The sequence below is a fragment of the Brevundimonas sp. AAP58 genome (assembly GCF_001295975.1).
Classification (GTDB): domain Bacteria; phylum Pseudomonadota; class Alphaproteobacteria; order Caulobacterales; family Caulobacteraceae; genus Brevundimonas.
The window spans coordinates 12,497-36,733 of record NZ_LJHU01000066.1; the positions used below are offsets into that span (position 1 = coordinate 12,497).

Annotated in this window: 25 protein-coding genes; 15 read left to right on the forward strand and 10 right to left on the reverse strand. The window is 67.1% G+C overall.

From position 1 onward, the window contains the following. Positions 1–38 precede the first annotated feature (38 nt). From IP78_RS09405 to IP78_RS09420, 4 genes are all read left to right on the forward strand, one after another. On the forward strand, positions 39–596 hold the full coding sequence (locus tag IP78_RS09405; protein WP_054111430.1) for a tryptophan-rich sensory protein: 558 nt from the start codon (positions 39–41) through the stop codon (positions 594–596). Positions 597–743: 147 nt separating this feature from the next. Continuing rightward, entirely contained in the window at positions 744–1,313 is a 570-nt protein-coding gene (gene efp / locus IP78_RS09410) for an elongation factor P (RefSeq protein ID WP_054111431.1), read from the forward strand. 92 nt (positions 1,314–1,405) lie between these two features. Then, complete coding sequence (locus IP78_RS09415; RefSeq protein ID WP_054111432.1) at positions 1,406–2,212, forward strand: inositol monophosphatase family protein; 807 nt, start codon at positions 1,406–1,408, stop codon at positions 2,210–2,212. Positions 2,213–2,253: 41 nt separating this feature from the next. Next, complete coding sequence (locus IP78_RS09420; protein WP_054111433.1) at positions 2,254–3,297, forward strand: glycerophosphodiester phosphodiesterase; 1,044 nt, start codon at positions 2,254–2,256, stop codon at positions 3,295–3,297. A gap of 9 nt (positions 3,298–3,306) precedes the next feature. Here IP78_RS09420 and IP78_RS09425 read toward each other — a convergent pair whose 3' ends face one another. Continuing rightward, a complete protein-coding gene (locus IP78_RS09425; protein ID WP_156320351.1) occupies positions 3,307–5,169 on the reverse strand; it encodes an ABC transporter transmembrane domain-containing protein in 1,863 nt (620 codons plus the stop codon). A gap of 137 nt (positions 5,170–5,306) precedes the next feature. Between IP78_RS09425 and rpmE the strand changes: the two genes are divergently transcribed. Together rpmE and IP78_RS09435 are read left to right on the forward strand one after the other, a co-directional pair. Then, positions 5,307–5,531 carry a 50S ribosomal protein L31 gene (rpmE, locus tag IP78_RS09430; RefSeq protein ID WP_029416192.1) on the forward strand — a complete coding sequence of 75 codons (225 nt, stop codon included), beginning with the start codon at positions 5,307–5,309 and terminating at the stop codon, positions 5,529–5,531. A gap of 152 nt (positions 5,532–5,683) precedes the next feature. Next, positions 5,684–7,246: a murein L,D-transpeptidase gene (locus IP78_RS09435; RefSeq protein WP_054111450.1), complete on the forward strand. Its 1,563-nt coding sequence runs from the start codon at positions 5,684–5,686 to the stop codon at positions 7,244–7,246. A 3-nt stretch (positions 7,247–7,249) separates the two neighbouring features. On the opposite strand, the gene IP78_RS09440 is transcribed toward IP78_RS09435, so the two are convergent. Together IP78_RS09440 and IP78_RS09445 are read right to left on the reverse strand one after the other, a co-directional pair. After that, positions 7,250–7,759 (reverse strand): DUF1465 family protein, encoded by a 510-nt coding sequence (locus IP78_RS09440; RefSeq protein ID WP_054111451.1) that lies wholly within the window; start codon positions 7,757–7,759, stop codon positions 7,250–7,252. 115 nt (positions 7,760–7,874) lie between these two features. Continuing rightward, the gene (locus IP78_RS09445; RefSeq protein ID WP_054111434.1) at positions 7,875–8,081 is read right to left on the reverse strand and encodes a DUF1192 domain-containing protein; all 207 of its coding nucleotides are present in this window, start codon (positions 8,079–8,081) and stop codon (positions 7,875–7,877) included. An 81-nt stretch (positions 8,082–8,162) separates the two neighbouring features. On the opposite strand from IP78_RS09445, the gene IP78_RS09450 reads away from it, so the two are divergent. Next, complete coding sequence (locus IP78_RS09450) at positions 8,163–9,134, forward strand: NAD(P)H-quinone oxidoreductase (protein WP_054111435.1); 972 nt, start codon at positions 8,163–8,165, stop codon at positions 9,132–9,134. A gap of 3 nt (positions 9,135–9,137) precedes the next feature. On the opposite strand, the gene IP78_RS09455 is transcribed toward IP78_RS09450, so the two are convergent. Continuing rightward, the gene (locus IP78_RS09455) at positions 9,138–9,791 is read right to left on the reverse strand and encodes a beta/gamma crystallin-related protein (RefSeq protein ID WP_054111436.1); all 654 of its coding nucleotides are present in this window, start codon (positions 9,789–9,791) and stop codon (positions 9,138–9,140) included. Positions 9,792–10,007: 216 nt separating this feature from the next. Here IP78_RS09455 and IP78_RS09460 point away from each other — a divergent pair, with 216 nt between their 5' ends. Further along, the gene (locus IP78_RS09460) at positions 10,008–10,673 is read left to right on the forward strand and encodes a DUF1013 domain-containing protein (protein WP_054111452.1); all 666 of its coding nucleotides are present in this window, start codon (positions 10,008–10,010) and stop codon (positions 10,671–10,673) included. Positions 10,674–10,745: 72 nt separating this feature from the next. On the opposite strand, the gene IP78_RS09465 is transcribed toward IP78_RS09460, so the two are convergent. Continuing rightward, complete coding sequence (locus IP78_RS09465; RefSeq protein ID WP_054111437.1) at positions 10,746–11,063, reverse strand: hypothetical protein; 318 nt, start codon at positions 11,061–11,063, stop codon at positions 10,746–10,748. 3 nt (positions 11,064–11,066) lie between these two features. Continuing rightward, positions 11,067–11,255: a hypothetical protein gene (locus tag IP78_RS09470; RefSeq protein ID WP_054111438.1), complete on the reverse strand. Its 189-nt coding sequence runs from the start codon at positions 11,253–11,255 to the stop codon at positions 11,067–11,069. Positions 11,256–11,401: 146 nt separating this feature from the next. Between IP78_RS09470 and IP78_RS09475 the strand changes: the two genes are divergently transcribed. From IP78_RS09475 to IP78_RS09490, 4 genes are all read left to right on the forward strand, one after another. Next, the gene (locus IP78_RS09475) at positions 11,402–13,741 is read left to right on the forward strand and encodes an ATP-dependent helicase (protein ID WP_054111439.1); all 2,340 of its coding nucleotides are present in this window, start codon (positions 11,402–11,404) and stop codon (positions 13,739–13,741) included. Between the two features lie 103 nt (positions 13,742–13,844). Then, entirely contained in the window at positions 13,845–15,131 is a 1,287-nt protein-coding gene (locus tag IP78_RS09480; protein ID WP_231680974.1) for an O-antigen ligase, read from the forward strand. Then, on the forward strand, positions 15,097–17,166 hold the full coding sequence (parE, locus tag IP78_RS09485) for a DNA topoisomerase IV subunit B (protein ID WP_054111441.1): 2,070 nt from the start codon (positions 15,097–15,099) through the stop codon (positions 17,164–17,166). The genes IP78_RS09480 and parE overlap by 35 nt, the downstream gene beginning before the upstream one ends. Positions 17,167–17,235: 69 nt before the next feature. Next, positions 17,236–18,042 carry a hypothetical protein gene (locus IP78_RS09490; RefSeq protein ID WP_054111442.1) on the forward strand — a complete coding sequence of 269 codons (807 nt, stop codon included), beginning with the start codon at positions 17,236–17,238 and terminating at the stop codon, positions 18,040–18,042. 1 nt (position 18,043) lies between these two features. On the opposite strand, the gene IP78_RS09495 is transcribed toward IP78_RS09490, so the two are convergent. Then, entirely contained in the window at positions 18,044–18,418 is a 375-nt protein-coding gene (locus tag IP78_RS09495) for a hypothetical protein (protein WP_231680975.1), read from the reverse strand. Positions 18,419–18,682: 264 nt separating this feature from the next. Here IP78_RS09495 and IP78_RS09500 point away from each other — a divergent pair, with 264 nt between their 5' ends. The 3 genes from IP78_RS09500 (at position 18,683) to IP78_RS09510 (ending at position 22,165) form a co-directional block, all read left to right on the forward strand. After that, the gene (locus IP78_RS09500; RefSeq protein ID WP_054111443.1) at positions 18,683–20,185 is read left to right on the forward strand and encodes a DEAD/DEAH box helicase; all 1,503 of its coding nucleotides are present in this window, start codon (positions 18,683–18,685) and stop codon (positions 20,183–20,185) included. A 107-nt stretch (positions 20,186–20,292) separates the two neighbouring features. Continuing rightward, positions 20,293–21,348, forward strand: a complete 1,056-nt coding sequence (locus IP78_RS09505; protein ID WP_054111444.1) for a GGDEF domain-containing protein — start codon at positions 20,293–20,295, stop codon at positions 21,346–21,348. Positions 21,349–21,382: 34 nt separating this feature from the next. Beyond that, entirely contained in the window at positions 21,383–22,165 is a 783-nt protein-coding gene (locus IP78_RS09510; protein WP_054111445.1) for a 1-acyl-sn-glycerol-3-phosphate acyltransferase, read from the forward strand. Here IP78_RS09510 and IP78_RS09515 read toward each other — a convergent pair. From IP78_RS09515 to IP78_RS09525, 3 genes are read right to left on the reverse strand one after another with little or no spacing between them, the layout of a single operon-like run. Next, entirely contained in the window at positions 22,162–22,560 is a 399-nt protein-coding gene (locus tag IP78_RS09515; RefSeq protein ID WP_054111446.1) for an iron-sulfur cluster assembly accessory protein, read from the reverse strand. The genes IP78_RS09510 and IP78_RS09515 overlap by 4 nt on opposite strands. Further along, positions 22,560–22,934, reverse strand: a complete 375-nt coding sequence (locus IP78_RS09520) for an SUF system Fe-S cluster assembly protein (RefSeq protein ID WP_369814688.1) — start codon at positions 22,932–22,934, stop codon at positions 22,560–22,562. The genes IP78_RS09515 and IP78_RS09520 overlap by 1 nt, the downstream gene beginning before the upstream one ends. Before the next feature lie 17 nt (positions 22,935–22,951). Next, on the reverse strand, positions 22,952–24,157 hold the full coding sequence (locus tag IP78_RS09525; protein ID WP_054111448.1) for an aminotransferase class V-fold PLP-dependent enzyme: 1,206 nt from the start codon (positions 24,155–24,157) through the stop codon (positions 22,952–22,954). Positions 24,158–24,237: the final 80 nt, after the last annotated feature.

Here is a 24,237-nt window from a genome sequence, read left to right on the forward strand (position 1 = left end):
AGGCCGCTCATTCCGCTTCCCAGCAGTGGAGCAAGCGAATGAGCGACATCGACGATCGACTGGATGACATCCGCGAAGCCGCAGCAGACTTCCTGAACGCCGAAGACCGCGAGATCGGCCATGTGGTCCTCGGCGTCGCCGTGACGGTCGGTTTCGCTCTGCTGGCCACGGCGGTGGCCAGCGGCGCGATCGGCCCGCGACGTCGGACGGTCGCTCAGGTGCGAAAGGGAGCTGCTCCCGTGACCGAGCGTCCGCGCGGCGCTTTCAGCCTGGTGCTGCCCGCCGTCTTTTCGGCCACGACCCTCTCAGCGGTGCGCGTGTGGAACGCCCCTGCCCGGCCGGAACGGACCTCGGCCATGATCCTTTGGGCGGGGGCCCAGGCGATCAGCGCGGTCTGGATCGCGATTCGCCCCGCCAGCCGCGGAATGCAGATCGCGGCGGCCATGACGTCGGCCGGCCTCGCTGCCGCCTTCGCGCATGAGGCTAGGAAACTGGATCCAAAGGCCGGCAAGCTCGCATCCCCGACCGGCACAGGCGTGCGTCTGGCCAATCTGGTCGACCGCAAGGCCGAGGAGGCGGCGGCAACGGTTCACTGATCGCGCTCAACCAGCGAGATGCGGCGCGGTGAGCGATAGCGGCCCCAACCTGTCCGCCGCCTTGCCCTGCCGGGCGGCTTCCTCTAGGGATCGCGCCCGAATTCGCGCCGGCCGTCGTGGCCGCGCCCCAGCTCCAGCGATCCCCTCATGGCGAAAATCAACGGCAACACCATCAAGCCCGGCATGGTGCTCCAGCACAACGGCGGCCTGTGGGTCGTCACCAAGGCCAGCCACGTCAAGCCCGGCAAGGGCGGTGCCTTCGCCAACGTCGAGGCCAAGAACCTGGAGACGGGCAACAAGCTGAACGAGCGCTTCCGGTCCGAGGACAAGGTCGAACGCGTCACGCTGGAGCAGAAGGACTTCTCCTTCCTCTACGAACAGGGCGATGCCCTCGTCTTCATGGACGACCGGACCTACGAGCAGATCGAGCTGCAGAAGGACTGGGTCGGCGAGGATTCGATCCCCTACCTCCAGGACGGCATGAAGGTCGTCATCGAGATGCACGACGACCGCCCCATCGGCCTTAATCTGCCCGACCAGGTCACCCTGACGGTCACCGAGACCGAGCCGACCGTGAAGGGCCAGACGGCGTCGTCGTCCTACAAGCCCGCCATCGCCGACAACGGCGTGCGCATCATGATCCCGCCCTATATGTCGGCGGGCGAGCGCATCATCGTCGACACCACGACCGGCGAATACGTCCGCCGCGCGGACTGATCGACGTCCCTGCCCTTCGGGGCCAGTTCTGAACTTCTCCGTCTGTCCGGGCAGCCCGCCTTTTCAGGACAGACGGACCAGGAGCTTCCCCCATGGCCCTCGCCTCCGCCCTCGTCTCCGTGATGATCGACGCCGTCCGCAAGACGGCGCGCCCCATGCTTCGCGACTTCGGCGAGGTTGCGAACCTGCAGGTGTCGCGAAAGGGGCCCGGCGACTTCGTGACGGCCGCCGACATCAAGGCCGAGGACACGCTCTACGAACTGCTGATGAAGGCCCGCCCCGGCTACGGCTTCCTGGGCGAGGAGCGCGGCCTGATGGAGGGGACCGACAAGTCCCACACCTGGATCGTCGACCCGATCGACGGCACCACGAACTTCATGCACGCCATGCCGCATTTCGCGATCACCGTCGGGCTGCAACGCTTTGCCCCGGACGGCAGCTCGGAGATCGTGGCGGGCGTCACCTACAACCCGGTTATGAACGAGCTGTTCTGGGCCGAGAAGGGCAAGGGCGCTTATCTGAACGACCAACGCATCCGCGTCTCGGGTCGGCGCGACCTGGCCGACAGCCTGATCGCCACGGGCCTGCCCTTCATAGGCAAAACGGGCCATGCCCAGGCGATCAAGGATATCCATGCGGTGGGTCAGCGCGTGGCCGGGATCCGTCGTCTCGGCTCGTCAGCGCTGGATTTCGCCTGGGTCGCCTGCGGGCGCTACGACGCCTATTTCGAGCGCAATCTGAAGCCCTGGGACGTGGCGGCCGGCATCCTGTTCGTCACCGAGGCGGGCGGCATCGTCACCACCATCGAGGAGGGCGGCGATCCCAAGACAGGCGCGACCATTCTCGCCGCCAACGCCGAGGTGCACCCGACGCTGCGCAAGGTTCTGCAGGCGGCCTGAGGCGTCACCAGCCTGTCGTCGGCGCGCCCTACCGTCCGGGCATGATCCGGTTCATTCTCGTCGCCATGCTGATCGCCGGCCCCGTCGCGGCCCAGACCCAACCCGCTCCGCTGGTGATCGCCCATCGCGGGGCATCGGGCGAGCGGCCCGAGCACACCCGCGCCGCCTATGAGCTGGCCATCGACCAGGGCGCGGATGTCATCGAGCCGGATCTGGTCATGTCGAAGGACGGCCATCTCGTCGTTCGACACGAGAACGAGATTTCGGAAACGACCGACGTCGCTACCCGTCCCGAGTTCGCCGACCGGCGGACGACGAGGACCATCGACGGTCGTCCCGTCACGGGCTGGTTCACGGAAGACTTCACCTTGGCGGAGCTGCGGACCTTGCGCGCCCGGGAGCGCCTGCCGGCGCTGCGGCCCGCCAGCGCCGGTTTCGACGGGCAGGAGCCGATCCTGACCTTTCAGGAGGTCATCGACATCGCGCGCGCGGGTTCGGCACGGACCGGCCGAACCGTCGGCGTCGCGCCCGAACTGAAGCACTCGACCTATTTCGCCTCGATCGGCCTGCCGATGGAGCCGCCCCTGATCGCCGCCCTGTCCGCCAACGCCCTGATGGCCGCCGACAGCCCGGTGATGATCCAGTCTTTCGAGGTCGAGGTTCTGCGTTCGCTGGGTCAGGCGACGGACGCGCCGCTGCTCCAGCTGATGTCGCCGGTTGGCGGCCCCTTCGACCGGCCCGGCATGACCTACGCCGAAATGGCCCGTCCCGAGGGCTTGGCCGAGATCGCGACCTATGCCGACGCCATCGGGGTCGAGACCAGTCTGATCTACCCCCGCGATGCCTCAGGGGCCGCGCCCGTGGCAACGAGGTTGGTCGCCGACGCCCATGCCGCCGGGCTCAAGGTCGTGGTCTGGACCTTCCGCGCCGAGGACGTCTTCCTGCCCGTCGAGTTCCGGGGCGGCGAGGATCACGGCCTTGGCGACATGGCGGGTTGGCTGGGGCGCTTCTATCGGCTCGGCGTCGACGCCGTCTTCACCGATCACCCGGGCATCGCTGTTCAGGCGCGATCCGATCGTCCCTGAGGGGAGGCGTCAGTTCTCCCGGAACTGCAACTCTGCCAGCCGGGCATAGAGCCCGCCCTTGGCCACCAGTTCGTGGTGGGTCCCCTCCTCCACCGCCATGCCGTCTTCCATGACGACGATGCGGTCGGCGCGCAGAACGGTCGCCAGACGGTGGGCGATGACCAGGGTCGTGCGCGTCTCCATGGCCTGGTCCAGCGCCGCCTGCACCAGCGCCTCGTTCTCGGCGTCGAGCGCGCTGGTCGCCTCGTCCAGCAACAGGATCGGCGCGTCACGGACGAGGGCGCGGGCGATGGCCAGTCTCTGGCGCTGACCGCCCGACAGACTCTTGCCGCGTTCGCCGAGCGGCGTGGCGAACCCTTCCGGCAAGGCTTCGACGAAGCCCAGGGCCTGGGCCTCCTCGGCCGCCTGGCGGACCTCGTCCTCGCTGGCGGCTTCCCGGCCGAAGCGGATGTTTTCCAGCGCAGACCCCGAGAACAGCGGGGCCTCCTGCGACACCCAGGCGAAGCGGGCGCGGACCTCGGCTGGATCGGCGGTCTTCACGTCCACGCCATCCACGCTGACAGACCCCGCCTGAGGATCGTAGAAGCGGAGCAGCAACCGAAACACGGTCGATTTGCCCGCCCCGGACGGACCCACCAGGGCCACCGTCTCGCCGGGTCGCACGGTCAGGTCGAAACCCTTCAGCGCCGGCAAATCGGGTCGTCCCGGATAGGCGAAACGCACCCCCGCCATCGCCACGCGGCCCTCCGGCGGTGATGGCAGGGTGACCGGCCGCTCTGGTACCGCGATGGCGGGAACGGCACGCATAAGCTCATCGATCCGTTCCATGGCACCGGACGCCTTCTGCACGTCGCCCCAGCTCTCGCCGAGCGCGCCGACGGCCCCAGCCGTGAAGACCGACAGCAGAACGAACTGCAGCAGGGCACCCGGCGTCATTGTCCCAGCCGCGACGTCCTGAGCCCCCAACCACAGCACGAAGGTGATGCCGCCGAAGATCACGACGATCACCAGCGCCGTCATCCAGGCCCGGGCCCGGATCCGGGTCAGGGACACGCCGAACGCCTCCTCGACGACCGTGCCGAACCGGGTCGCGGCGCTGGTGACACGGCCAAAGGCCTGGACTGTCTCGATGGCGTCTACGCTCTCGCCCGCGAAACCGACGGCGTTGGCGAAGCGGTCTTGCGACTTCACGGTCAGCTTCCTGACCTGCCGCCCGAAGATGAACACGGGCCCCAGCAGCAGCGGCGCGGTCAGCAGGACCAAGCCCGTCAGCTTGGGGCTGACGATGAACAGCAGCACAATCCCGCCGATCAGCGTCAGCAGGTTGCGCAGCGCGAACGACACGGCTGTCGTCAGCAGGGTCTCAACCAGGGCAATGTCGGTCGTCAGGCGGCTGAGCACCTCGCCCGTTCGCATCTTGGCGAAGAAGGCCGGGTCCAGCGTCAACACCCGCTCGAACAGGGCCTTTCTCAGGTCTGCGATGACCCGCTCGCCCGTCTTGGTGACGTAGAAGTAGCGGACGGCCGTGGCGATCCCCAGCGCCACGGCATTGGCCCCGAGGAACAGGAACCAGCGGTCGATGTCGCTGCCGCCGTTCTCGAACCCGTGGTCGATCGCGCCGCGCGCCGTCGCCGTCAGCCCCAGCGACGCCGCCGTCGACGACAGCAACCAGAACAGGGCAATGAAGGCGTCCAGCTGGTGCCGGACCAGAAAGGGCCAGAGCCGCAGCAGCGGTCGGACATCGCGGCTTTTTCCCCGACGCTCGCCGGCCTCGCCGATCTGCTCGACCAGCACTGCCCCTGCGCCCGGGCGTCCCGGCGCGGCCGCTGGGCCGGAGGCGGTGTCAGGAATCGGCGCGGCGGCGTCAGTCATGGGCTGCGCCTCTTGCCCCGGATGGCGCCCCGGTGTAAACGCCGCCCCTCGCTCCCGCCGGGCTTTCTGGCGGGATTTCTCAATTTCGCGCATCGACGGTCGGCATCGTCACCGCGCAGAGACCGGACGCCACCACCATGAAGCCCGATACCCACCCGGACTACCACTTCATCACCGTCACCCTGACCGACGGCTCGAGCTACAAGACCCGCTCGACCTACGGCAAGGAAGGCGATGTGCTGAACCTGGACATCGATCCGTCGACGCACCCGGCCTGGACCGGCGGCAACCAGCAGCTAATGGACCGCGGTGGCCGCGTATCGCGCTTCAACAACAAGTTCGGCGGCTTCATCAAGAAGTGACCCGACGGCGACTGTAGCCGCAACATCACGAAAGGCGCCGGTCACGTGACCGGCGCTTTTTGTTTGTCCTGAACGTGGATAACATCACCGCGTTCAACCCACGGGGCGTGGACGTCGTGATCCACGGGGTGTCGGACGAAGGCGATGCGAGAATGAACAGACGTGAACTGACCCTCGGCGCCGCGGCGGCGGCCATGGCCGCGCCTGCGATGGCGCAGACCGCGTATCAGCCGCAGGCCACGACGAGCAACAGCCCCTACTTCGCCGCTTTCAACGCTCAGATCGCCCGTCTCCCCACGGCCGATCAGGCCGACGTGCGCGCCTTTTACGAGTTGAACGACTGGCGGCCGGTCTGGAACGCCGATCGCGTGCGCCGTCTGAGTGAGGCCGCCAATCGCGCCGAGCGGCACGGCCTTTCCAAAGCCGACTACTTCGACTTCGTCGGCCTCGCCGCTGATCCGGACAGCGCCGATCTGCGCACCACGGCCGCTGCCCTGAAATATGCCCGCGTGCTCGCCTTCGGTGCCGTGCGACCCGAGACGGTCGAAGAACTGTGGGAGATGCAGAAGAACGTCGTCGACGTGCCGCTTGGCCTCAACGACGCCCTTGTTCAGAACCGGCTCGTCGAGTGGTTCGAGGGCCTGGCCCCGACCGACATTGGCTATAGCAATCTGTCGGCCGGCTACGTTCGCTACCGCCGCCTGATCAATCAGGGCGGCTGGCCCGCTTTCCCGGTACGTGCCGGCACGCTCGAGCCCGGCTCCAGCGACAACCGCATCCCCGCCCTGATCGCCCGCCTTGTGGCAGAAGGCGACCTGACGGCCGAGGCCGGGGCGCGTCTGACCGCCGAAGGGCTGGTCTATGGTCCCGAGTTGCAGGAGGCGGTCCAGGGGTTCCAGACGCGTCATGGTCTCGCCGCCGATGGCCGGATCGGACCATCGACCCAGGCATCGCTCGGGGCCTCGGCCGAGGATCGCGCGCGCCAGATCGCCTTGAACCTCGAACGCCGCCGCTGGCTGAAGCGCGACCTCAATCCCGAGCGGATCGAGGTCAACACAGCCGCCGCCATCATGGTCTACTGGAAGGACGGCCGCCCGGTTCATTCCAACCGTGTCGTCGTCGGTGCCCCCGCGACCCAGACGCCCAGCCTGGAGAAGCCCTTCGCCTCGGTCGTCGCCAATCCACCCTGGTATGTTCCCGCTGGCATTGCGCGCCGCGAGATCCTGCCACGGGGTCCCGCCTATCTGGCCAGCCAGAACATGTATATTCAGAACGGCACGGTCATCCAGCGTGCCGGACCGAACGCCGCCCTCGGCTATGTGAAGTTCGAGTTGCAGGACAGCTACGCCATCTTCCTGCATGACACCCCGTCCAAGGCCGCCTTCAACCTGTCGATGCGTCAGCGTTCGCACGGCTGTGTTCGGGTGCAGAATGCAGTCGAGTTCGCGCGCCTGTTGCTGTCGCCCGACCCGAGCCTGCTGGGCCAGTTCGATGCCGCCCAGGCCTCGCGTCGCACGACCCGGATCCAGACGGGTCGGGAGATCGGTGTGCGCTTGCTCTACTGGACCGCCTTCGTCGACGGTCAGGGACGGGTTGCATTCCGCGAGGACGTTTATCGCAGAGACCGGACTCTCGCCGAAGCGCTTGGCATCGCCGTCATCCTGCCGGAAGTCGTCGCCGACGGGCGCATCGACGCCAACGACGTTGGCCCCTGAAGCTCAAGACCGGAAAGCGGCTTCCAGCCTGCCGAGCTGGCTCAACACCGGATTGACGTCGGGCTCGACCGGCGCGTCCAGATACATGCGCCGGTCCAGATACAGAACGCGATCATAGAGCTTTTCGGCCCGCACCAGATATTCCACGAGGGCGATCGGGATATCCCGATTGGTTGGTTCGGCTCCCGCCTTACGCTCGGCTAGTCGATAGCGCGGATCTGCGGCCGCTTCCGGCGTCATGTCGCCTTCCCGAACCGCACGCTGGACCAAGAGCCATGACGCTACCTGCATCAGCCGCGTTGTGAGCTTCATGCTCTCGCCGGCATAGGCCAGGGCCGCCGACCGCGACAGGAGCTTGGACTCCCTGCGGCCGTCGCCATCGAGATAGGACGCAGTCTCCTCCACGAGCTCCATGCCCTCGTGGAAGGTCCGGTCGAACAGTTCCGAACGCGCGAAGTCCAGGATTTCGCCCGGACGCGGACTCTTGGGGGCTGTCAGATCGTCGCTCGCCATCAACTCAAATCGCACCATGTCGACACGGAACGCCCGCTACGTGATCGGGCCGGATTGGCGCCGCGTCCTTCAGGCCTGCAACCGCCATGCCACGGATAGCACCCGAGCGAAACCGTCACTGCCGGAAGTTGAACAGCGCGTCAGCGGCCGACTTCTTTGCGACCTTCGCCGCGATGGCTGATTTCGACCGTTCGATCTCGGCCTGGAGCGCCTCGATCCGTTCATTCAGTTCTTCCACGGCGTAGAGATCGAGATCCTCGCGAGACAAGGCTCTCAGATTCGTCCCGCGGGGCGAGCGTGGCTCCAGGTCCTCGAATGTCATCCTCGCCTCCTTGGCCCCAGACCTCTGTCAGCCTAGTTACGCGCCCGGACGCAGACGATTGCAAGATACTGGAGACCCACGATGCGCGTGATCGAGATCGAGGGCGGCCAGGGCCCGGCCAACGCGCTGAAACCAGGAGAACGTCCCGATCCCGTCGCTGGTCCAGGCCAGATCCGCATCCGCGTTCGCGCTGCCGGCATCAATCGCCCGGACCTTTTGCAGCGAGAGGGGCTCTATCCACCACCGGCCGGCGCATCAGACATCCTGGGACTGGAGGTGGCCGGAGAAGTCGATCAGGTCGGAGCGGAGGTCGACCGCTGGGGTCTGGGTGACCGCGTGTGCGCCCTGCTCGGAGGGGGCGGCTACGCCGAGTTCGCTGTCGTCGACGCCAGCCATGTTCTGCCTGTTCCGGACACGCTGGATTTCGCGTCGGCGGCGGCCTTGCCGGAGACCATCTTCACAGTCTTCGCCAATGTGTTCGAGGCCGGTGATCTCAAGCCGGGTGAGACGCTTCTCATCCATGGAGCAACCTCCGGCATTGGTGTGACCGCCATCCAGATGGCCAAGGCCCTCGGGGCAAGAGTGATCACAACATCCCGCTCGAAGGCCAAGGCCGACGCAGCCCTCGAACTGAACGCTGATGTCAGCCTCGATGCTTCAGCGGTCGATCTCGCTGCGTCCATAAAGGCGGCGGGCGGCGCGGACGTCATCCTGGACATGGTCGGCGCGGCCTATGCCGGGATCAATCAGACCGCGCTTCGGCCGGGCGGTCGTTGGGTCGTGATCGCCACCCAGAGCGGTCCCCTGGCCGAGATCGACCTGCTCAAGTTGATGATGAAACAGGCGATTCTGACCGGATCGACCCTGCGTCGCCGGTCGGCCAACGAAAAAGCGAGGCTGGCCGCCAACATCGAACGCCAGGTCTGGCCGTGGGTCGAAACCGGCTCGGTCCGCCCGCCGGTCGACGCGATTTTCCCGCTGGATCAAGCCGCTCTCGCCCACCTCCGGCTGGAGGCGGGCGAGCACGTCGGCAAGATTGTCCTTACGGTCTGAGACTTACCAGCGACCGCCGCCACGCACCGGACGCAGCGAGGAAATCCGGTCATTCATGCCCCAGCGGGCGAGGTTTCGGACGCTGCCGGTGAAGACCTGGCACTGCCCCCGGAAGTTGGCGTCGGTGCAGGCTTCCCAGCTGCCATTCATCTGCATCGAGCTGATGCGGTCGTTGAAGCCAGACCGGGCGAGGTCATAGATCGGGCCCCGCAGGGTCTCCGAGTACCCCCGGAAGTTGGCGTCCTGGTAGATGGTGATGGAGTTGCGGCCTCCGCCGTTGTTACCACCGCCCCAGCCGCCGCCGTTGTTGCCGCCGCCCCATCCGCCGCCATTATTGCCACCGCCCCAACCACCACCGTTGTTGCCGCCGCCGTTGTTCTCATAGCTGCCGCGAACGCCCTGGCAGACCAGGAGACCGTCATCGTTGGCGATGTCGCTCGATGAGCAGCGGGCCAGTTCGATCGACGTCGAGCGAATGCGCCCACGCGTGTCTCGACAGTCCGCATAGAGTCGGCCCTGGTTCACGTAGCTGCCTGTGCAGGTCTGGGCGTAGCTGCCACGCGGCGCACCCCGCTGCGGACCGTCTTGCGGCCGAGCGTACTCCTGAGCTGGGGCAAGGATCGCCATCGCGGCGAGGGCGGAAGCGGTGAGCGACATGGGAAGACCTCCTCTATAGGTCCGCGCCAGAAAGCGTGGATTGGAAAACAGTGTTCAACAGCCACGATGAACCCTAGCTGTACGGGGCATTCAGCACGACGTTTTCTTTTCAGGCGAATGCGCCTATACCGCCATGATCCGCGCCCGGCCGAAAGGTCGGGCGCCGTCGTATCCAGCGCCCGGGACATCCGGGCCTCTCATCCGGGACTTCCGCCCATGACCGACATCCTGATGCCCAAGGCGACCGCCGTCTGGCTCGTGGACAACACCTCGCTGACCTTCGAGCAGATCGCCGACTTCTGCGGCCTGCACCCGCTGGAAGTGCGCGGCATCGCCGACGGCGACGTGGCCCGTGACATTCGCGGCGTCGATCCCATCACCGGCGGCCAGCTGGCCCGCGAGGAGCTCGACAAGGCCCAGGCCGACGAGAACTACCGCATGAAGGCCATCGTCAGCCGCCACGCCGAGCTGCTGAAGTCCTCCAAGCCCGCGCCGAAGTATACCCCCGTTTCGCGTCGCCAGGACCGCCCGGATGCCATCATGTGGTTCGTCAAGAACCACCCCGAGGTCACCGACGCCCAGATCGCCAAGCTGCTCGGCACCACCAAGGCCACGATCGAGAGCGTGCGCAACCGCACCCACTGGAACAGCCCCAACATCAAGCCGGTCGATCCGGTGACCCTGGGTCTGGTCGGCCAGCTGGCGCTCGACGACCTGGTGTCCAAGGCGGCCGAGAAGAAGAACCGCGACGACGCCAAGAAGGGCGGCCCGGCCCTTGAAGCGGTCACCGAAGAGCCCGCCGAGCCCGAGTTCGTTCCGGAGGAGCGCGAGCGCCGCACCGCCGAGCCGACCGCCGCCTCGGTCTTCGGCGACCGCAGCTAAACGTCGCGGCATCAGCCAAAAAAAGCCCGTCCGGTTCGCGCCGGACGGGCTTTCTTGTTCAGGCCAGTCGGTTCACTCGGCCGGGGCCGGTCCCGGCACGCTGGGCGGCTCGACCTGCGGCAGGCTGGGTGCCTCGGGCAGGGTCGGGGCGTCAGGCAGATCCGGCAGATTGACGTCCACCGCGACATTGGCGTCGGCCGCGTCCTCGATCGGATTGTCTTCGCCGTTCAGCAGCACGAAGGCGATGATCGCGATAACCAACAGCAGGCCGATGACCAGAATGGCCACCACGCCGCCGCCGCCGCCGCTCTTCTCAGGCTGGACGTTGACCGTGGTGTGGGTCGGTTCGACGACCACGCGTTCCGGCGGAGGGGTGTTGGGATCGGTCATGAATCAGTTTCCCGGAACAGCAGGAGCCGCCACTTCGGGCAGATCGACGTCCACGCTGACCTCCTTGGTCTCCGGCGTCATGCCGCCGCCGGCGAAGACGAACCAGGCGATGATCGCGACGACGACCAAAAGGCCGCCGACGATGAAGGCCAGGCCGGCGTTGCCGCCGCCAGAGTTTGTGTTCTCGGCCATGAAATTCTCTCCCTCTCAGGCTCAGTCCCTGTGCGCCAAGAACACCGGTCAGGCTTGCCGGTTCCGGCAGGCGATGCCGTTCGGCACCTGACTTTGGTCGCCGTGCCCCTTATGTTCTCGATTCCGCCGCCCGAGAGTCCGCCCGCTTGACCGACGCCCCCCTGCCCGCCCCGCGCATCTCCGACCTGGCACGTTCACGCGGGCCCGGCGGCGTCGCGCACGAGACACCGGACTATCTGGCGGGCCTCAATCCGGAGCAGCGCGCGGCTGTCGAGGCGACCGAGGGGCCGGTGCTGGTGCTCGCCGGAGCAGGCACCGGCAAGACCCGCGTCCTGACCACGCGGCTGGCCCATATCCTGGCCACCGGCCGGGCGCGGCCGTGGGAGCTGCTGGTCGTCACCTTCACCAACAAGGCCGCCCGCGAGATGCGCGAGCGGATCACCCACCTGATCGGCCCGTCGGCGGAAGGGTTGCGATGGCTCGGCACGTTTCACTCCGTCGCCGCCCAGATCCTGCGCCGCCACGCCGAGCTGGTCGGACTGAAGTCCAGCTTCACCATCCTGGACACCGACGATCAGGAACGGCTGCTGAAGCAGCTGCTCGAGGCCGCCAACATCGACACGAAACGCTGGACGCCCAAGTCGCTGGCCGGTCTGATCGACCACTGGAAGAACCGAGGCTGGACGCCGGAAAAGCTGCCGCCCGGCGAGGACTTCGCCAACGGCAAGGGACAGAGCCTGTACGCCGCCTATCAGGCGCGGCTGGTCACCCTGAACGCCTGCGACTTCGGCGATCTGTTGCTGCACAACCTGACGATCCTGTCCCAGTATGCGGATCTGGCGGAGGAGTACCGTCGTCGCTTCCGCTACATCCTGGTCGACGAGTATCAGGACACCAACGTCGCCCAGTATCTGTGGCTGCGGCTGCTGACCTCTTCGACCGGCAACGTCTGCTGCGTCGGCGACGACGACCAGTCGATCTATGGCTGGCGAGGCGCCGAGGTGGACAACATCCTGCGCTTCGAGCGGGATTTCCCGGGCGCCAAGGTCATCCGGCTGGAACGGAACTATCGTTCGACGCGCCACATCCTGGGCGCGGCGTCGGGCCTGATCGCGGCCAACCGAGACCGGCTCGGCAAGACCCTGTGGACCGAGGACCAGAGCGGCGACAAGGTCCGCGTGCGCGGCGTCTGGGACGGCGAGGCCGAGAGCCGCCTGATCGCCGACGAGATCGAGACCGCCCGCCGCGCCGGCATGGCCTACAAGGACATGGCCGTTCTTGTTCGCGCGTCGTTTCAGATGCGGGCCTTTGAAGAGCGGTTCGTGCTCCTGGCTATCCCCTATGTCGTCATCGGCGGGCCGAGGTTCTTCGAGCGCGCCGAGATCCGCGACGCGCACGCCTATCTACGCCTGATCCAGTCCGAGGACGACGACCTGGCCTTCGAGCGCATCGTCAACGTGCCCAAGCGCGGGATCGGCGACACCAGCGTCCAGAAAATCCTGCAGATCGCGCGGCATCGCGGCGTCTCGGCCATGACGGCGGTGCGCGAGCTGATCACGTCCGACGAGCTTCAGGCCCGCACCCGCACGGCCCTGTCGACCTTCGTGCGCGACCTCGACCGCTGGCGGGCTCTGGCGGCCGACACCCGCCACTGGCTCCTGACCGAGACGGTGCTGGAAGAGAGCGGCTACGTCGACATGCAGAAGGCCGACCGCGCGACCGGCCCCGCCCGCCTCGACAACCTCAAGGAACTGACCCAGGCGATGCAGTCCTTCGAGACGCTGGGGGCCTATCTGGAGCACGTGTCCCTGGTCATGGACCTGGATCGCGGGCCGTCGTCGGACGCGGTGCAGATCATGACGCTGCACGGCGCCAAGGGGCTGGAGTTCCCGCTGGTCTTCCTGCCCGGCTGGGAGGAAGGCGTCTTTCCGTCCCAGCGCAGCATCGACGAGAAGGGCGAAAAGGGCCTGGAGGAGGAACGGCGCCTCGCCTACGTCGGCGTCACCCGCGCCAAACAGGACGCGCGCATTTCGTTCGCCGCCAATCGCCTGGTCTACGGCCGCTGGACCAGCCAGCTGCCCAGCCGCTTCGTCGACGAACTTCCCATCGACCACGTCGAGGCCGAAAGCGACACCGGCTACTACGGTGCCTCCGCCGGCATGAAGGAGGCCAAGTCTCGCTGGGACGAGGCCCCGTCGTTCGGCGCGGGCTACACCTCGCCGGGCTGGCAGCGCGCCCAGTCGTTCGTAGCGTCCAAGGCCCCCGCCGCCCGCCCCGCCCGCCAGACCCTAATCGAAGGCGACGGGCGTCTGATCGCCACCGCCGACCCCAGCGCGGGCGGCGGCTGGAAGAAGGGCGAGCGCGTGTTTCACCAGAAGTTCGGGTATGGCGCGGTGCGTGTGGTCGAGGGCAACAAGCTGACGGTGGAGTTCGAGAAGGCGGGGGAGAAGCGCGTGATCGACACCTTCGTGGAGCGGGCGGAGTGACGGCTCACACCCTTCGTTAACGAGGTCTTGCCACCCTCTCCCCGTGCGCCCCGCCCTCCCCGTTCCATCGCCGACCGAGCCCGCGCCTCCCGCCTGGGAGCAGGTGCTAGCGGGGTTCGTCGTCTTCATGCTGACCCAGGCCCTGATCGGCCCGGTGTTCGCGCCGACGCAGGAGGAGACGCCGATCCTGCGGCTCGTCTGGCTGCCGGTCTATGCGGTCATCGCCGGGCTGATCCTGTACCGCCTGCCCGCCATGATCCGGGCCTGGCCGGTGTGGATCATACTGGGCGTGCTGGTGCTGCACGCCTTCGCCTCCAAATGGTGGTCGATCGATCCGGAGGTGACCCAGAGGCGGGTCATCGCCATGGCCATCTCCTCCGCCTTCGCCGTCTATCTCGGCGTCGTCTTCCGGGGGCCGCATCTGCCGCGACTGTTGATGCTGTGCGTGCTCGGCATGGGGCTGGGCAGTCTGGTGATGATCGCCGTCAACCCGACCATCGGTATTCACCAGGAAGAGAACGCCGGCCTGTGGCGTGGCCTCTGGTACGAGAAGAACCAGATGGGCCTGGTCATGTCGGCCGGAGCCGTGGCCGCCGCCGCCTGCCTGGCGTCGGGCGATCCGCGGCGCCTGCTCCCCGCCATCACCCTGGTCGTGGCGACCCTGCTGACGCTGGCGACCCAATCCAAGACCTCCCTGCTCTGCCTCATCCTCGGCACCGGCGCCATCGGCGGGCTGTGGGCCATGCACAGGGGCGGCGCGGCCTTCTCCATCGTGGCCCTGTGGTTCGGCGTCGTGCTCAGCGCGGTCGGGGGCTATGTCTTCATCACCGATCCGGAGACGGTGCTGGTCGCGCTCGGCAAGGATCCGTCGCTGACAGGCCGCACCGACATCTGGGCCGCCCTGATGCGCGACGTGGCCGAGCGGCCGTGGACAGGGTTCGGCTACTCCGCCTACTGGGGCATCGACTCGATCCCCGCCGAGTTCATCCGGCTGGAGACTCAGTGGCCCGTGCCCTCGGCGCACAACGGCTGGATCGACCTGCTGATCCAGCTGGGCTGGCCGGGGGCCGTCCTCACCGGTGCCGTCGTCCTGCTGGCCATCGTCGCCACCCTCGTCCGCATCCCCGGCGCCGGCGCCCGCGAAGGCTACTGGGGCGTCGGCTATCTCGGCGTCTTCCTGCTGCTCAGCCTGTCCGAAAGCGTGCTGCTCAGCCACGCCAACCTGCCTTGGACCCTGCTGTTGGCCATCCTCGCCCGCGCCCTGGCGGCCGAGCCCGTGGCCGTACGCGCGCCCCTTGCCCGGCGGGTATCAGGGGCCTACCAGACGGCTCCCCGAATCGCCGCACACTCAGGCCATGCCCGCCTCCGTCGCCCCGTCCCTGTTCGATGACATGCCCGAGCCGCACAAGCCTGCGGCAACCGCACCCGCGCCCGAACCGGCCCTGAAGCCGCAAGCGACGGCCCCCGCCCCGGCTCAGACAGCCCCTGCACCCACTGGTGGCTATTCGGCGTCATCGATCGAGGTGCTGGAGGGTCTGGAACCCGTCCGCAAGCGTCCCGGCATGTACATCGGCGGCACCGACGAGCGGGCGCTGCACCACCTGTTCGCCGAAGTCCTGGACAACGCCATGGACGAGGCGGTGGCCAAGCACGCCAAGCTGATCACCGTCGACCTCGACGCCGACGGCGTGCTGTCGGTACGCGACGACGGCCGGGGCATCCCCGTCGACCCCCATCCCAAACACCCCGGCAAGTCGGCGCTCGAGGTGGTGATGACCGTGCTGCACTCGGGCGGTAAGTTCTCGGGCAAGGCCTATGAGACCTCCGGCGGCCTTCACGGCGTCGGCGTCTCGGTCGTCAACGCCCTGTCCGACAAGCTGGACGTCACCGTCTGGCGCGACGGGTTCGAGTGGACGCAGTCCTTCAGCCGGGGCCATCCGCTCGGCCCCATCCAGCAAATCGGGCCGTCCAAGAAGCGCGGCACCCTGATCCGCTTCCACCCGGACCACGAAATCTTCGGCGTCGGCGCCGCCTTCAAGCCCGCGCGTCTATTCCGCATGGCGCGGTCCAAGGCCTATCTGTTCCGGGGCGTGGAAATCCGCTGGACCTGCGCGGCGGAGCGCATCACCGACCACACCCCGACTGAGGCCACCTTCCACTTCCCCAACGGCCTCGCCGATGCGCTCGCCGAGCGCATCGGCGAGATGGAGACCGTGACCCCGACCTTCTCCGGGCGGGTCGAGCGTAAAGGCGAGGCTGGGGCCGTCGAGTGGGCCGTGACCTGGTCGCCCATCGGCTTCGGCGACGCAGACAGCTTCGTCCAGTCCTACTGCAACACCGTCTCGACGCCTGACGGCGGCACGCACGAGGCGGGCTTCCGCGCCGCCCTGGTCAAAGGGCTGAAAGCCTATGGCGAACTGACCAACGAAAAGCGCGCGGCCCAGATCACGGCCGAGGACGTCATCGCCAACGCCGGCGCCCTGATCAGCGTCTTCATCCGCAATCCCGAGTTCCAGGGCCAGACCAAGGACCGTCTATCCTCGCCCGACGGCCAGAAGATCGTCGAAGCCCTGATCCGCGACCCGCTGGACCACTGGCTGACCGAAAACCCGAAGCAGGCTAACGTCCTGCTCGGCTTCATCATCGAACGCGCCGAAGACCGGCTGCGCCGCAGGAAGGACAAGGAGGTCCAGCGCGCCGCCGCGACCAAGAAGCTGCGCCTGCCCGGCAAGCTGGCGGACTGCACGCGGCAATCCGCCGATGGCACCGAGCTGTTCATCGTCGAGGGCGACTCGGCCGGCGGCTCGGCCAAGCAGGCGCGGGATCGCGCCACCCAGGCCATCCTGCCCCTGCGCGGCAAGATCCTGAACGTGGCCTCGGCCACGGCCGACAAGCTGCGCCAGAACATCGAGCTGAACGACCTGACCCTGGCGCTCGGCGTCACGCCCGGCCCGCGCTTCGACATCGACGCCCTGCGTTATGAGCGGATCGTCATCATGACCGACGCTGACGTCGACGGCGCCCATATCGCGGCGCTGCTGATCACCTTCTTCTACCGCTCCATGCCCGAGGTGATCCGCCAGGGCCGGCTGTTCATGGCCCTGCCGCCCCTCTACCGGCTCCAGGCCGGGCCGCTGTCGGAATACGCCCGCGATGACGCCCATCGCGACGAGCTGCTGGCCACCGTCTTCAAGGGCAAGAAGGTCGAGATCGGCCGGTTCAAGGGTCTCGGCGAAATGATGGCCTCCCAGCTCAAGGAGACCACCATGGACCCCAAGAAGCGCACCCTCGCCAAGGTCACCCTGCCCTCGTCCGAGGAAGACATCGAGGACCTGGTCGAACGCCTCATGGGCAAGAAGGCCGACGCCCGCTTCCGCTTCATCCAGGACAACGCACGGTTCGCGGTGGCGGAACTGGACGTCTGACGGCGACGCTTGGGTCTCGCTCCAACCTATGCCAGTTAAGCGAGGTCCGTTCGCGCTAGGGTGAGCATCATGGTGCATTATCTCGTGCTTCCGATCGTTGCCGCCGCCCTCCTCTGGACGACGACGTCCAGCGCGCAGTCATCGCCCGGAGCACCAGTCCAGATCGAAGAATGGTCGCACGAACGCGTGTCATCGCTGGGGCGGCGCATTTTTCTTCATGATCGCGCGGCCTGGTTGGCGACCGACGCGCTCCGCGCGAACGTTACAGCGGAGGACATCGCGCAGGTTCGTGGCTGGATCGTCGTGGAGGACCCCGCCGGCTTGTTGGTCCGGTTCGCGCGCGAAGCCGATGGAGCCATTCTGCCAGGTTGGGATGTATCGGTCGGCGAAAGCGCGGGTCCTGTGTCTCCGGCTCCGGCGGGCTCCACGTTCTCTTCAAGCGAACTCGCCCAGTTCGCGGCTCGCAACACGGCAGGTCGCGGACTCGGAGCGCTTCGGTGCTCGCGCACGATGAACTCAGTGGTGTTTGAAGATCCGGATGGCGATGGTTGGCTGGTCTGGTTGCTCGCAGCGTCTACGGAGCCCGGTCTGATACCCGTGGGTGGTCACTATCGCTTCACGATCAGCTCAGACGGCTCGACCATCGTTCGACGTGATCAGCTTTCAAACAGCTGTTTGAATATGCGGGATGACCGGCGTGGCCCAAACGGCGAACGCGCAGGACTGGTTGTCAATCAGATCGTGTCGAATGGGCCCGTCGAGACCCACGTGTTTCTTTCGTTGCTTAATCAGACCCCGATCTATGTCGCAGCCGACGGAAAGCTCTTCGCCGTCGAGGGCGACCGCATCCGGTTCGTTCAGACGGTCGAAGACTGAATCAACGTCCGCGCTGCAGCACGTTTGTCACCCGCCGACCCAGAGGATCGCGCGAGACCCACGTCTCTCCAACGCCGGCGCTGACCATCGGCGAGCAGTAGCGCGAGATCATCATCATCGCGGGCGTGATGTTGTTCAGGCACACCCGATCGCCCTCGATACGCCAACGCGCAGTGATGGTGCGGCCGCTGGAAAAACGCGCGGTGTAGCTGCCGTCCGGATTGAACCAGTGCCGGACCCAGCCACCGTCGGGATAGTGCGACACCAGGGTGTTTCCGAACGCCTGATCGATCTCGGCACCGGCCACTGATGGCAGGCCCGCGCAGGACAGCGCCAGAACGCTCGCCCACGTCATCAACCGACGCGACACCTTCATGCCTACCCCCTCGGCAGCCCTCTCCCGATGGCAAACCTTAACGATCGTTTACATTCATGCAACCCGGCTCACCCGACAGAATACTTGACTCTTGTGTAGGGATTTCCATATAGCGGCCCAGTACGGAGCAGGACTGGCGATTCGCGCCGCCCGCACGCCCAGCGACACGGGCGGTTCCGCGCATATCCCCGCCGATCAACGATGGTCGGCTTTCCTCTCCCGCCGAGGCGCTGATTGCGCTCTCGGCTTTCGTCGCAAGGACGCATGACCGAATTTTCCCAGCTGGGCCTTTCGCCCACCACCCTGCAGGCCGTGGTCGACACGGGCTACACCACCGCCACCCCGATCCAGGCCCAGGCCATTCCCGTGGCGCTCGCCGGCCGCGACGTGCTGGGCATCGCCCAGACCGGCACTGGCAAGACGGCCGCCTTCACCCTGCCCCTGATCGAGCGGCTGTCGACTGGCCGGGCCCGCGCCCGAATGCCCCGCGCCCTGGTGCTGGCCCCGACCCGCGAGCTCGCCGACCAGGTCGCCGAGCAGTTCCGCAAGTACGCCAAGGGCACCAAGCTCACCTGGGTTCTGCTGATCGGCGGCGTTTCCATGGGCGACCAGGTCGCGGCCCTGAACAAGGGCGTGGACGTTCTGATCGCCACCCCGGGCCGTCTGCTGGACCTGTTCGAACGTGGCAAGATGCTGCTGACGGGTGTGGAGATGATGGTCGTCGACGAAGCCGACCGCATGCTCGACATGGGCTTCATCCCCGACATCGAGCGCATCTTCAAGCTGACGCCGCCCAAGCGTCAGACCCTGTTCTTCTCGGCCACCATGCCGCCCGAGATCACCCGGCTGACGACCCAGTTCCTGAAGGACCCGACCCGGATCGAGGCCTCGCGTCCGGCGCAGACCGCCGACACCATCACCCAGTATCTGGTCCGCATTCCTTCCTCCGACCCAAAGGCCAAGCGCGCGGCGCTCCGCGCCCTGGTCGGTAGTGAGGATGTCAAGAACGGGATCGTCTTCTGCAACCGCAAATCCGAAGTCGACGTCGTCGCCAAGTCGCTGAAGACTCACGGCTTCGACGCCGCGCCGATCCACGGCGATCTGGATCAGTCTCAGCGCATGAAGACTCTGGCCGCCTTCCGATCGGGCGAGCTCAAGCTGCTGGTCGCCTCCGACGTCGCCGCGCGCGGCTTGGACATTCCCGACGTCAGCCACGTCTTCAACTACGACGTGTCGCACCACGCCGACGACTACGTCCACCGCATCGGCCGTACGGGTCGGGCCGGAAAGCTGGGCCAAGCCTTCATGATCGTGACCCCCGCCGACGACAAGTCGCTGGATAAGGTCATGAAGCTCATCAAGATGGAGCCTGAGGAACTGACGCTCGACATCGACTGGTCGGATCTCGGCGGCGCGCGCCGCGCCCGTCCGGCGGCCAAGGCGGTCGCGGACAAGACGCCCGCCGATCCGCAGGAAGCCTCCGCGGCAGAGACCGAAGCCGCCCCGCGTCGCTCGCGCAGTCGTCGTCCGAGCCGCACCGAAGCGACCTCGCCTGCAGCGGCTCCCGCTGCTCCCGCCGCCACCGCCGCTTCGGCGGCGGCTGTCGTCTCCGCTGAACCTCGCCAGGCGAGCGAACCGCGCCTGCGTCAGGCCGACCGCCGTCCGGGCGGCCGGACCGAGCGCGACGCGCCTCCCGCCCGCGAAGGCGCCGGCTTTGGCTCCGACGTTCCGGCCTTCCTTCGCCGCTCGGTCGCGCTGAAGGCCTAGAACAACCATGCGGGGAATTCGCCCGCCGCTTTAACCCGGCATTACGGAACGGTCGGCTATGGCTGTGCTCGACGGCGGCGCACAGGATCGCGCCGCGGGGGAGCAGAATGACAGCCCAGGTCCAGACCACGCTTCGCGGCCCGGAAGCCTTTTCGCTGGCCAAGCGCGCCATCACCGAGATGGAAGCCGCAGGCGTCTGGCCGACCCCGCTGAATTTCGAGCTGTGGCTTCACTATCTGGGCGAGCCTGAGGGGCCGCTCGGCAAGGAGATGCAGCGCCTGCTCGCTGACGGCACCGCCTTCACCGAAGGCACGTCTGAGATGCTGGCCGCCGAATATCTGCCTCGCGGGCGGTTGTCCGAAGAGATCCGGGACGCCGGAGCGGTCCTGAACCGAGAACTGTCCACCGTGTCCGAAGCCATCGCCAAGGCCCAGCGGTCTCAGGCCGCCTATGGCCAAACGTTGGCCGGTGCGTCGTCGCAACTGGAAACGGCGGCGGAGCCGACTGCCCTGCTCGGTGTCGTGTCCAAACTGACCAAGGCCACGACCCAGGTGCAGTCCGAGAACGCCACCCTGGAAAAGCGTCTGGAGAGTTCGACGCGAGAGGTCGCGCGACTTCGGGAACATCTCGAACAGGTGCGACGCGACGCCATGACGGACGCCCTGACCAACCTGGCGAACCGCAAGGCCTTCGACGAGGAACTGCTGCGTGCCTGTGACGAGGCCGAACGCAAGCGCCAGCCGATGACCCTCGCCGTGCTCGATATCGATCACTTCAAACGCTTCAATGACACCTGGGGCCATCAGACGGGCGATCAGGTCCTGCGCTACGTGGCCAGCGTCATCGGTCGCGTCTCAAGGTCGCCCCGCGTCGCTGCACGCTTCGGGGGCGAGGAATTCGCGGTGATCTTCCCGGGTGAGTCGGCCGCCGTGGTCGAGGCCGCCCTGAACGCCATTCGCACTGAGATCGGGGCCCGTTCTCTGCGGCGTCGGTCGACGAACGACGAACTGGGCGCCGTCACCATTTCGGCCGGTCTGGCCCAGCGTCGACCCGGCGAAACGGGGACCGAGCTCCTCGACCGGGCCGATGCGGCGCTCTACGCCTCCAAGCGTAACGGCAGGAACATGGTCACCAACGGCGAACGGCTTCAGGAAGCGGCCTAGATTTCGCCCCTGTCTGGCCTGCTAGAATGTTCGCATGCGCAGCCTCGCCTTCGCCGTCGCCTACTGGGTCCTGTCCATCAGCTACGGCCTGTCCGCCGCCTTTGCGGCCCTGATCCCTGGCCGCGACGCGACGGCCGCCGTCATCCGCGCCTACGTGCGTCGCATGGTCCAGGCCATGCGGGTTCTGGCCGGTATCCGGATTGAGGTGCGCGGCAGGGAGCGTCTGCCCTCCGGTGCCTTCATCATCGCTTCCAAGCACCAGAGTTGGGGCGATGGTTTCGCCACATATGATCAGTTCGATGATCTGGCCTTCGTCACAGGCGATCATCTGGAGAAGTTCCCTCTGCTGGGAACGGTGCTGCGCAAGCTCGGGGCCATCGTCGTCAACAATTGCGGCGGCCGCGAAGCCCGCGAGTCCCTGAAGCAGCGCGGTGCCGACGCCCATCGCGAGGGCCGGCGCATCCTCATTTATCCCGAGGGCAATCTGGCCAGGGTCGGGGAGAAGTTCCGCTATCGCTCCGGCGTCTGGCACATGTACCGGGATTTCGACATGCCGGTCGTGCCTCTTGCCTCCAACCTCGGCCTGTTCTGGCCACAGGAAGAGTTCGAGAAGACGCCCGGCACGGCCACGCTGGAGTTCCTCGATCCTATCCCGACCGGACTGGACAAGGAGGAGTTCCTGGCCCGCCTGGAAGCCGCGGTCGAAACCCGCACAGCCGAACTCATCGCCGAGGCGAGAGGCGGCTCCGTCGTGCCGGCTGTGCGGGTTCTGGCCCCGGACGAAGTCCGACGAGCCGCCGAGGCTGGTCGCGCCTAGTCTGCGTCCAGGGTCGCGGCCGGGATGATCGTCACGCTCTCGCCGCAGCCGCAGGCGTCGGTCTGGTTCGGATTGCGGAACACGAACTTCGAAGCCAGCTTGGTCGTCTCGTAGTCGATCTCGGAGCCGATCAGGAACAGGATCGCCTTGGGCTCGATCAGGATGGTCACGCCCTTGTCCTCGACCACCTCGTCCAAGGGCTCGATCGTCTCGGCGTAGGCGAAGGTGTACTCCTGGCCCGCGCACCCGCCGTTCTTTACCCCGACGCGCAGGGCGACATAGGGCTTCTCCGCCGTCTCCATGATCTCGCGCACGCGCGCGGCGGCGGCCTCGGTCAGGGTGACGACCTTGGGGCGCGGGCGGCGGGGGCGATCTGTGGTCTGGAGCTGGGTCATCAGAACATGTTCAGGGCGAGCTTCGCCTCATCGCTCATCTTGGACGGATCCCAAGGCGGCTCGAACACCAGATTGGCGCGGGCCGAGCGCACCCCCTCGACCTTCTTGACCGCGTCCTCGATCCAGCCGGGCATCTCGCCGGCTACGGGGCAACCGGGCGCCGTCAGGGTCATGTCGATCAGCACGTCGCGGTCGTCGGACAGGTCGACCTTGTAGATCAGGCCCAGCTCATAGACATCGACCGGGATCTCGGGATCATAGACCGTCTTCAACGCCGCGATCAGGTCGTCGGTCAGCCGGTCGATCTCCGCCTGATCCAGCGCGGCCTTCTGCGGCTCCGCCCAGGTCTCGGCGAAGGTCTCGCTGGCGGTGATCTTTTCGTCTGTCTCGCTCACACGAAGAATTCCCGAGCCTTGATGAGGGCGTCCGCGAAGGCGTCCGCATCCTCCACCGTGTTATATAGGGCGAAACTGGCCCGCGCGCTCGACGTGATGCCGAAACGGCGCGACAGGGGCTCGGCGCAGTGCAGACCGGCCCGCACGGCGACGCCATAGCGGTCCATCACCTGGGCCACGTCATGGGCGTGCGCGCCCTCGACCGTGAAGGTCAGGATCGCCCCCTTGCCCGGCGCCTCGCCGATGATCCTCAGCCAGTTCAGGCCCGACAGGCGAGCCACGGCGTGGTCATAGACGGCCATCTCATGCGCCGCGATCGCCTGGCGGTCAAAGCCCATGAACCACTCCAGCGCAGCGCCCAGACCGATGGCCTCCAGGATCGGCGGCGTCCCCGCCTCGAACCGGTGCGGAATGTCGGCATAGGTCACCGCGTCCTCGGTGACGGTCGCGATCATCTCGCCCCCGCCCTGATACGGCGGCAGGGCCTCCAGCGCGGCGCGCTTGCCGTACATCCCGCCGATGCCGGTCGGGCCATACAGCTTGTGGCCGGTGAAGACGTAGAAATCGCAATCCAGCGCCTGGACGTCGGGGCTGCAATGCACCGCCCCCTGGCACCCGTCGACCAGCACCAGAGCGCCCACGGCATGGGCCAGATCGGCGACGGCCTTCACGTCGTTCACCGTGCCCAGCACGTTCGACATATGGGTCACCGCGACCAGCTTGGTGCGCGGCCCGATCAGGCCGGCCAGCGCCGCCATGTCCAGCGACCCGTCGTCCCGCACCGGAGCCCACTTCAACACCACGCCGAACCGGTCCCTCAGCATGGCCCAGGGCACGATGTTCGCGTGGTGCTCCATCTGGGTAGTGATGATCTCGTCGCCGGGCTTCAGGCTCTGGCTCAGCCCCGCAGCGACGAGGTTGAACGCCTCCGTCCCGCCCTTGGTCCAGACGATCTGATCCGGGCTCTCGGCGTTCAGGAACCGCGCGACCGTCTCCCTCGCCTGCTCGAACGCCTCGGTCGTCTCATTGGCCAGGGTGTGCAGGCCGCGGTGGACGTTCGCATAGCTGCCCTCCATCGCCGCCGTCAGGGCGTCGATCACCGCCCGCGGCTTCTGCGCCGAGGCGGCCGAGTCCAGATAGACCAGCGCCTTACCGTTCACCGTCCGCGACAGGATCGGGAACTGCGCCCGGGCCGCGGCCACATCAAATCCTCCCCCGCCCTTCGCGGGGGAGGGGGACCACGAAGTGGTGGAGGGGGCGGACGCTAGCAGCATGTCTGGGG

Bases quoted from the DNA above. Each gene is read 5' to 3' on its own strand.
- IP78_RS09515 (WP_054111446.1), bottom strand. From the start codon at position 22,560: ATGACCCAGCTCCAGACCACAGATCGCCCCCGCCGCCCGCGCCCCAAG.
- parE (WP_054111441.1), top strand. From the start codon at position 15,097: ATGCCCGCCTCCGTCGCCCCGTCCCTGTTCGATGACATGCCCGAGCCG.
- IP78_RS09495 (WP_231680975.1), bottom strand. From the start codon at position 18,418: ATGAAGGTGTCGCGTCGGTTGATGACGTGGGCGAGCGTTCTGGCGCTG.
- IP78_RS09465 (WP_054111437.1), bottom strand. From the start codon at position 11,063: ATGACCGATCCCAACACCCCTCCGCCGGAACGCGTGGTCGTCGAACCG.
- IP78_RS09505 (WP_054111444.1), top strand. From the start codon at position 20,293: ATGACAGCCCAGGTCCAGACCACGCTTCGCGGCCCGGAAGCCTTTTCG.
- IP78_RS09460 (WP_054111452.1), top strand. From the start codon at position 10,008: ATGACCGACATCCTGATGCCCAAGGCGACCGCCGTCTGGCTCGTGGAC.
- IP78_RS09440 (WP_054111451.1), bottom strand. From the start codon at position 7,759: ATGGCGAGCGACGATCTGACAGCCCCCAAGAGTCCGCGTCCGGGCGAA.
- IP78_RS09470 (WP_054111438.1), bottom strand. From the start codon at position 11,255: ATGGCCGAGAACACAAACTCTGGCGGCGGCAACGCCGGCCTGGCCTTC.
- IP78_RS09425 (WP_156320351.1), bottom strand. From the start codon at position 5,169: ATGACTGACGCCGCCGCGCCGATTCCTGACACCGCCTCCGGCCCAGCG.
- IP78_RS09435 (WP_054111450.1), top strand. From the start codon at position 5,684: ATGAACAGACGTGAACTGACCCTCGGCGCCGCGGCGGCGGCCATGGCC.
- IP78_RS09415 (WP_054111432.1), top strand. From the start codon at position 1,406: ATGGCCCTCGCCTCCGCCCTCGTCTCCGTGATGATCGACGCCGTCCGC.
- IP78_RS09420 (WP_054111433.1), top strand. From the start codon at position 2,254: ATGATCCGGTTCATTCTCGTCGCCATGCTGATCGCCGGCCCCGTCGCG.
- IP78_RS09490 (WP_054111442.1), top strand. From the start codon at position 17,236: ATGGTGCATTATCTCGTGCTTCCGATCGTTGCCGCCGCCCTCCTCTGG.
- IP78_RS09500 (WP_054111443.1), top strand. From the start codon at position 18,683: ATGACCGAATTTTCCCAGCTGGGCCTTTCGCCCACCACCCTGCAGGCC.
- IP78_RS09445 (WP_054111434.1), bottom strand. From the start codon at position 8,081: ATGACATTCGAGGACCTGGAGCCACGCTCGCCCCGCGGGACGAATCTG.
- rpmE (WP_029416192.1), top strand. From the start codon at position 5,307: ATGAAGCCCGATACCCACCCGGACTACCACTTCATCACCGTCACCCTG.
- IP78_RS09510 (WP_054111445.1), top strand. From the start codon at position 21,383: ATGCGCAGCCTCGCCTTCGCCGTCGCCTACTGGGTCCTGTCCATCAGC.
- efp (WP_054111431.1), top strand. From the start codon at position 744: ATGGCGAAAATCAACGGCAACACCATCAAGCCCGGCATGGTGCTCCAG.
- IP78_RS09455 (WP_054111436.1), bottom strand. From the start codon at position 9,791: ATGTCGCTCACCGCTTCCGCCCTCGCCGCGATGGCGATCCTTGCCCCA.
- IP78_RS09405 (WP_054111430.1), top strand. From the start codon at position 39: ATGAGCGACATCGACGATCGACTGGATGACATCCGCGAAGCCGCAGCA.
- IP78_RS09450 (WP_054111435.1), top strand. From the start codon at position 8,163: ATGCGCGTGATCGAGATCGAGGGCGGCCAGGGCCCGGCCAACGCGCTG.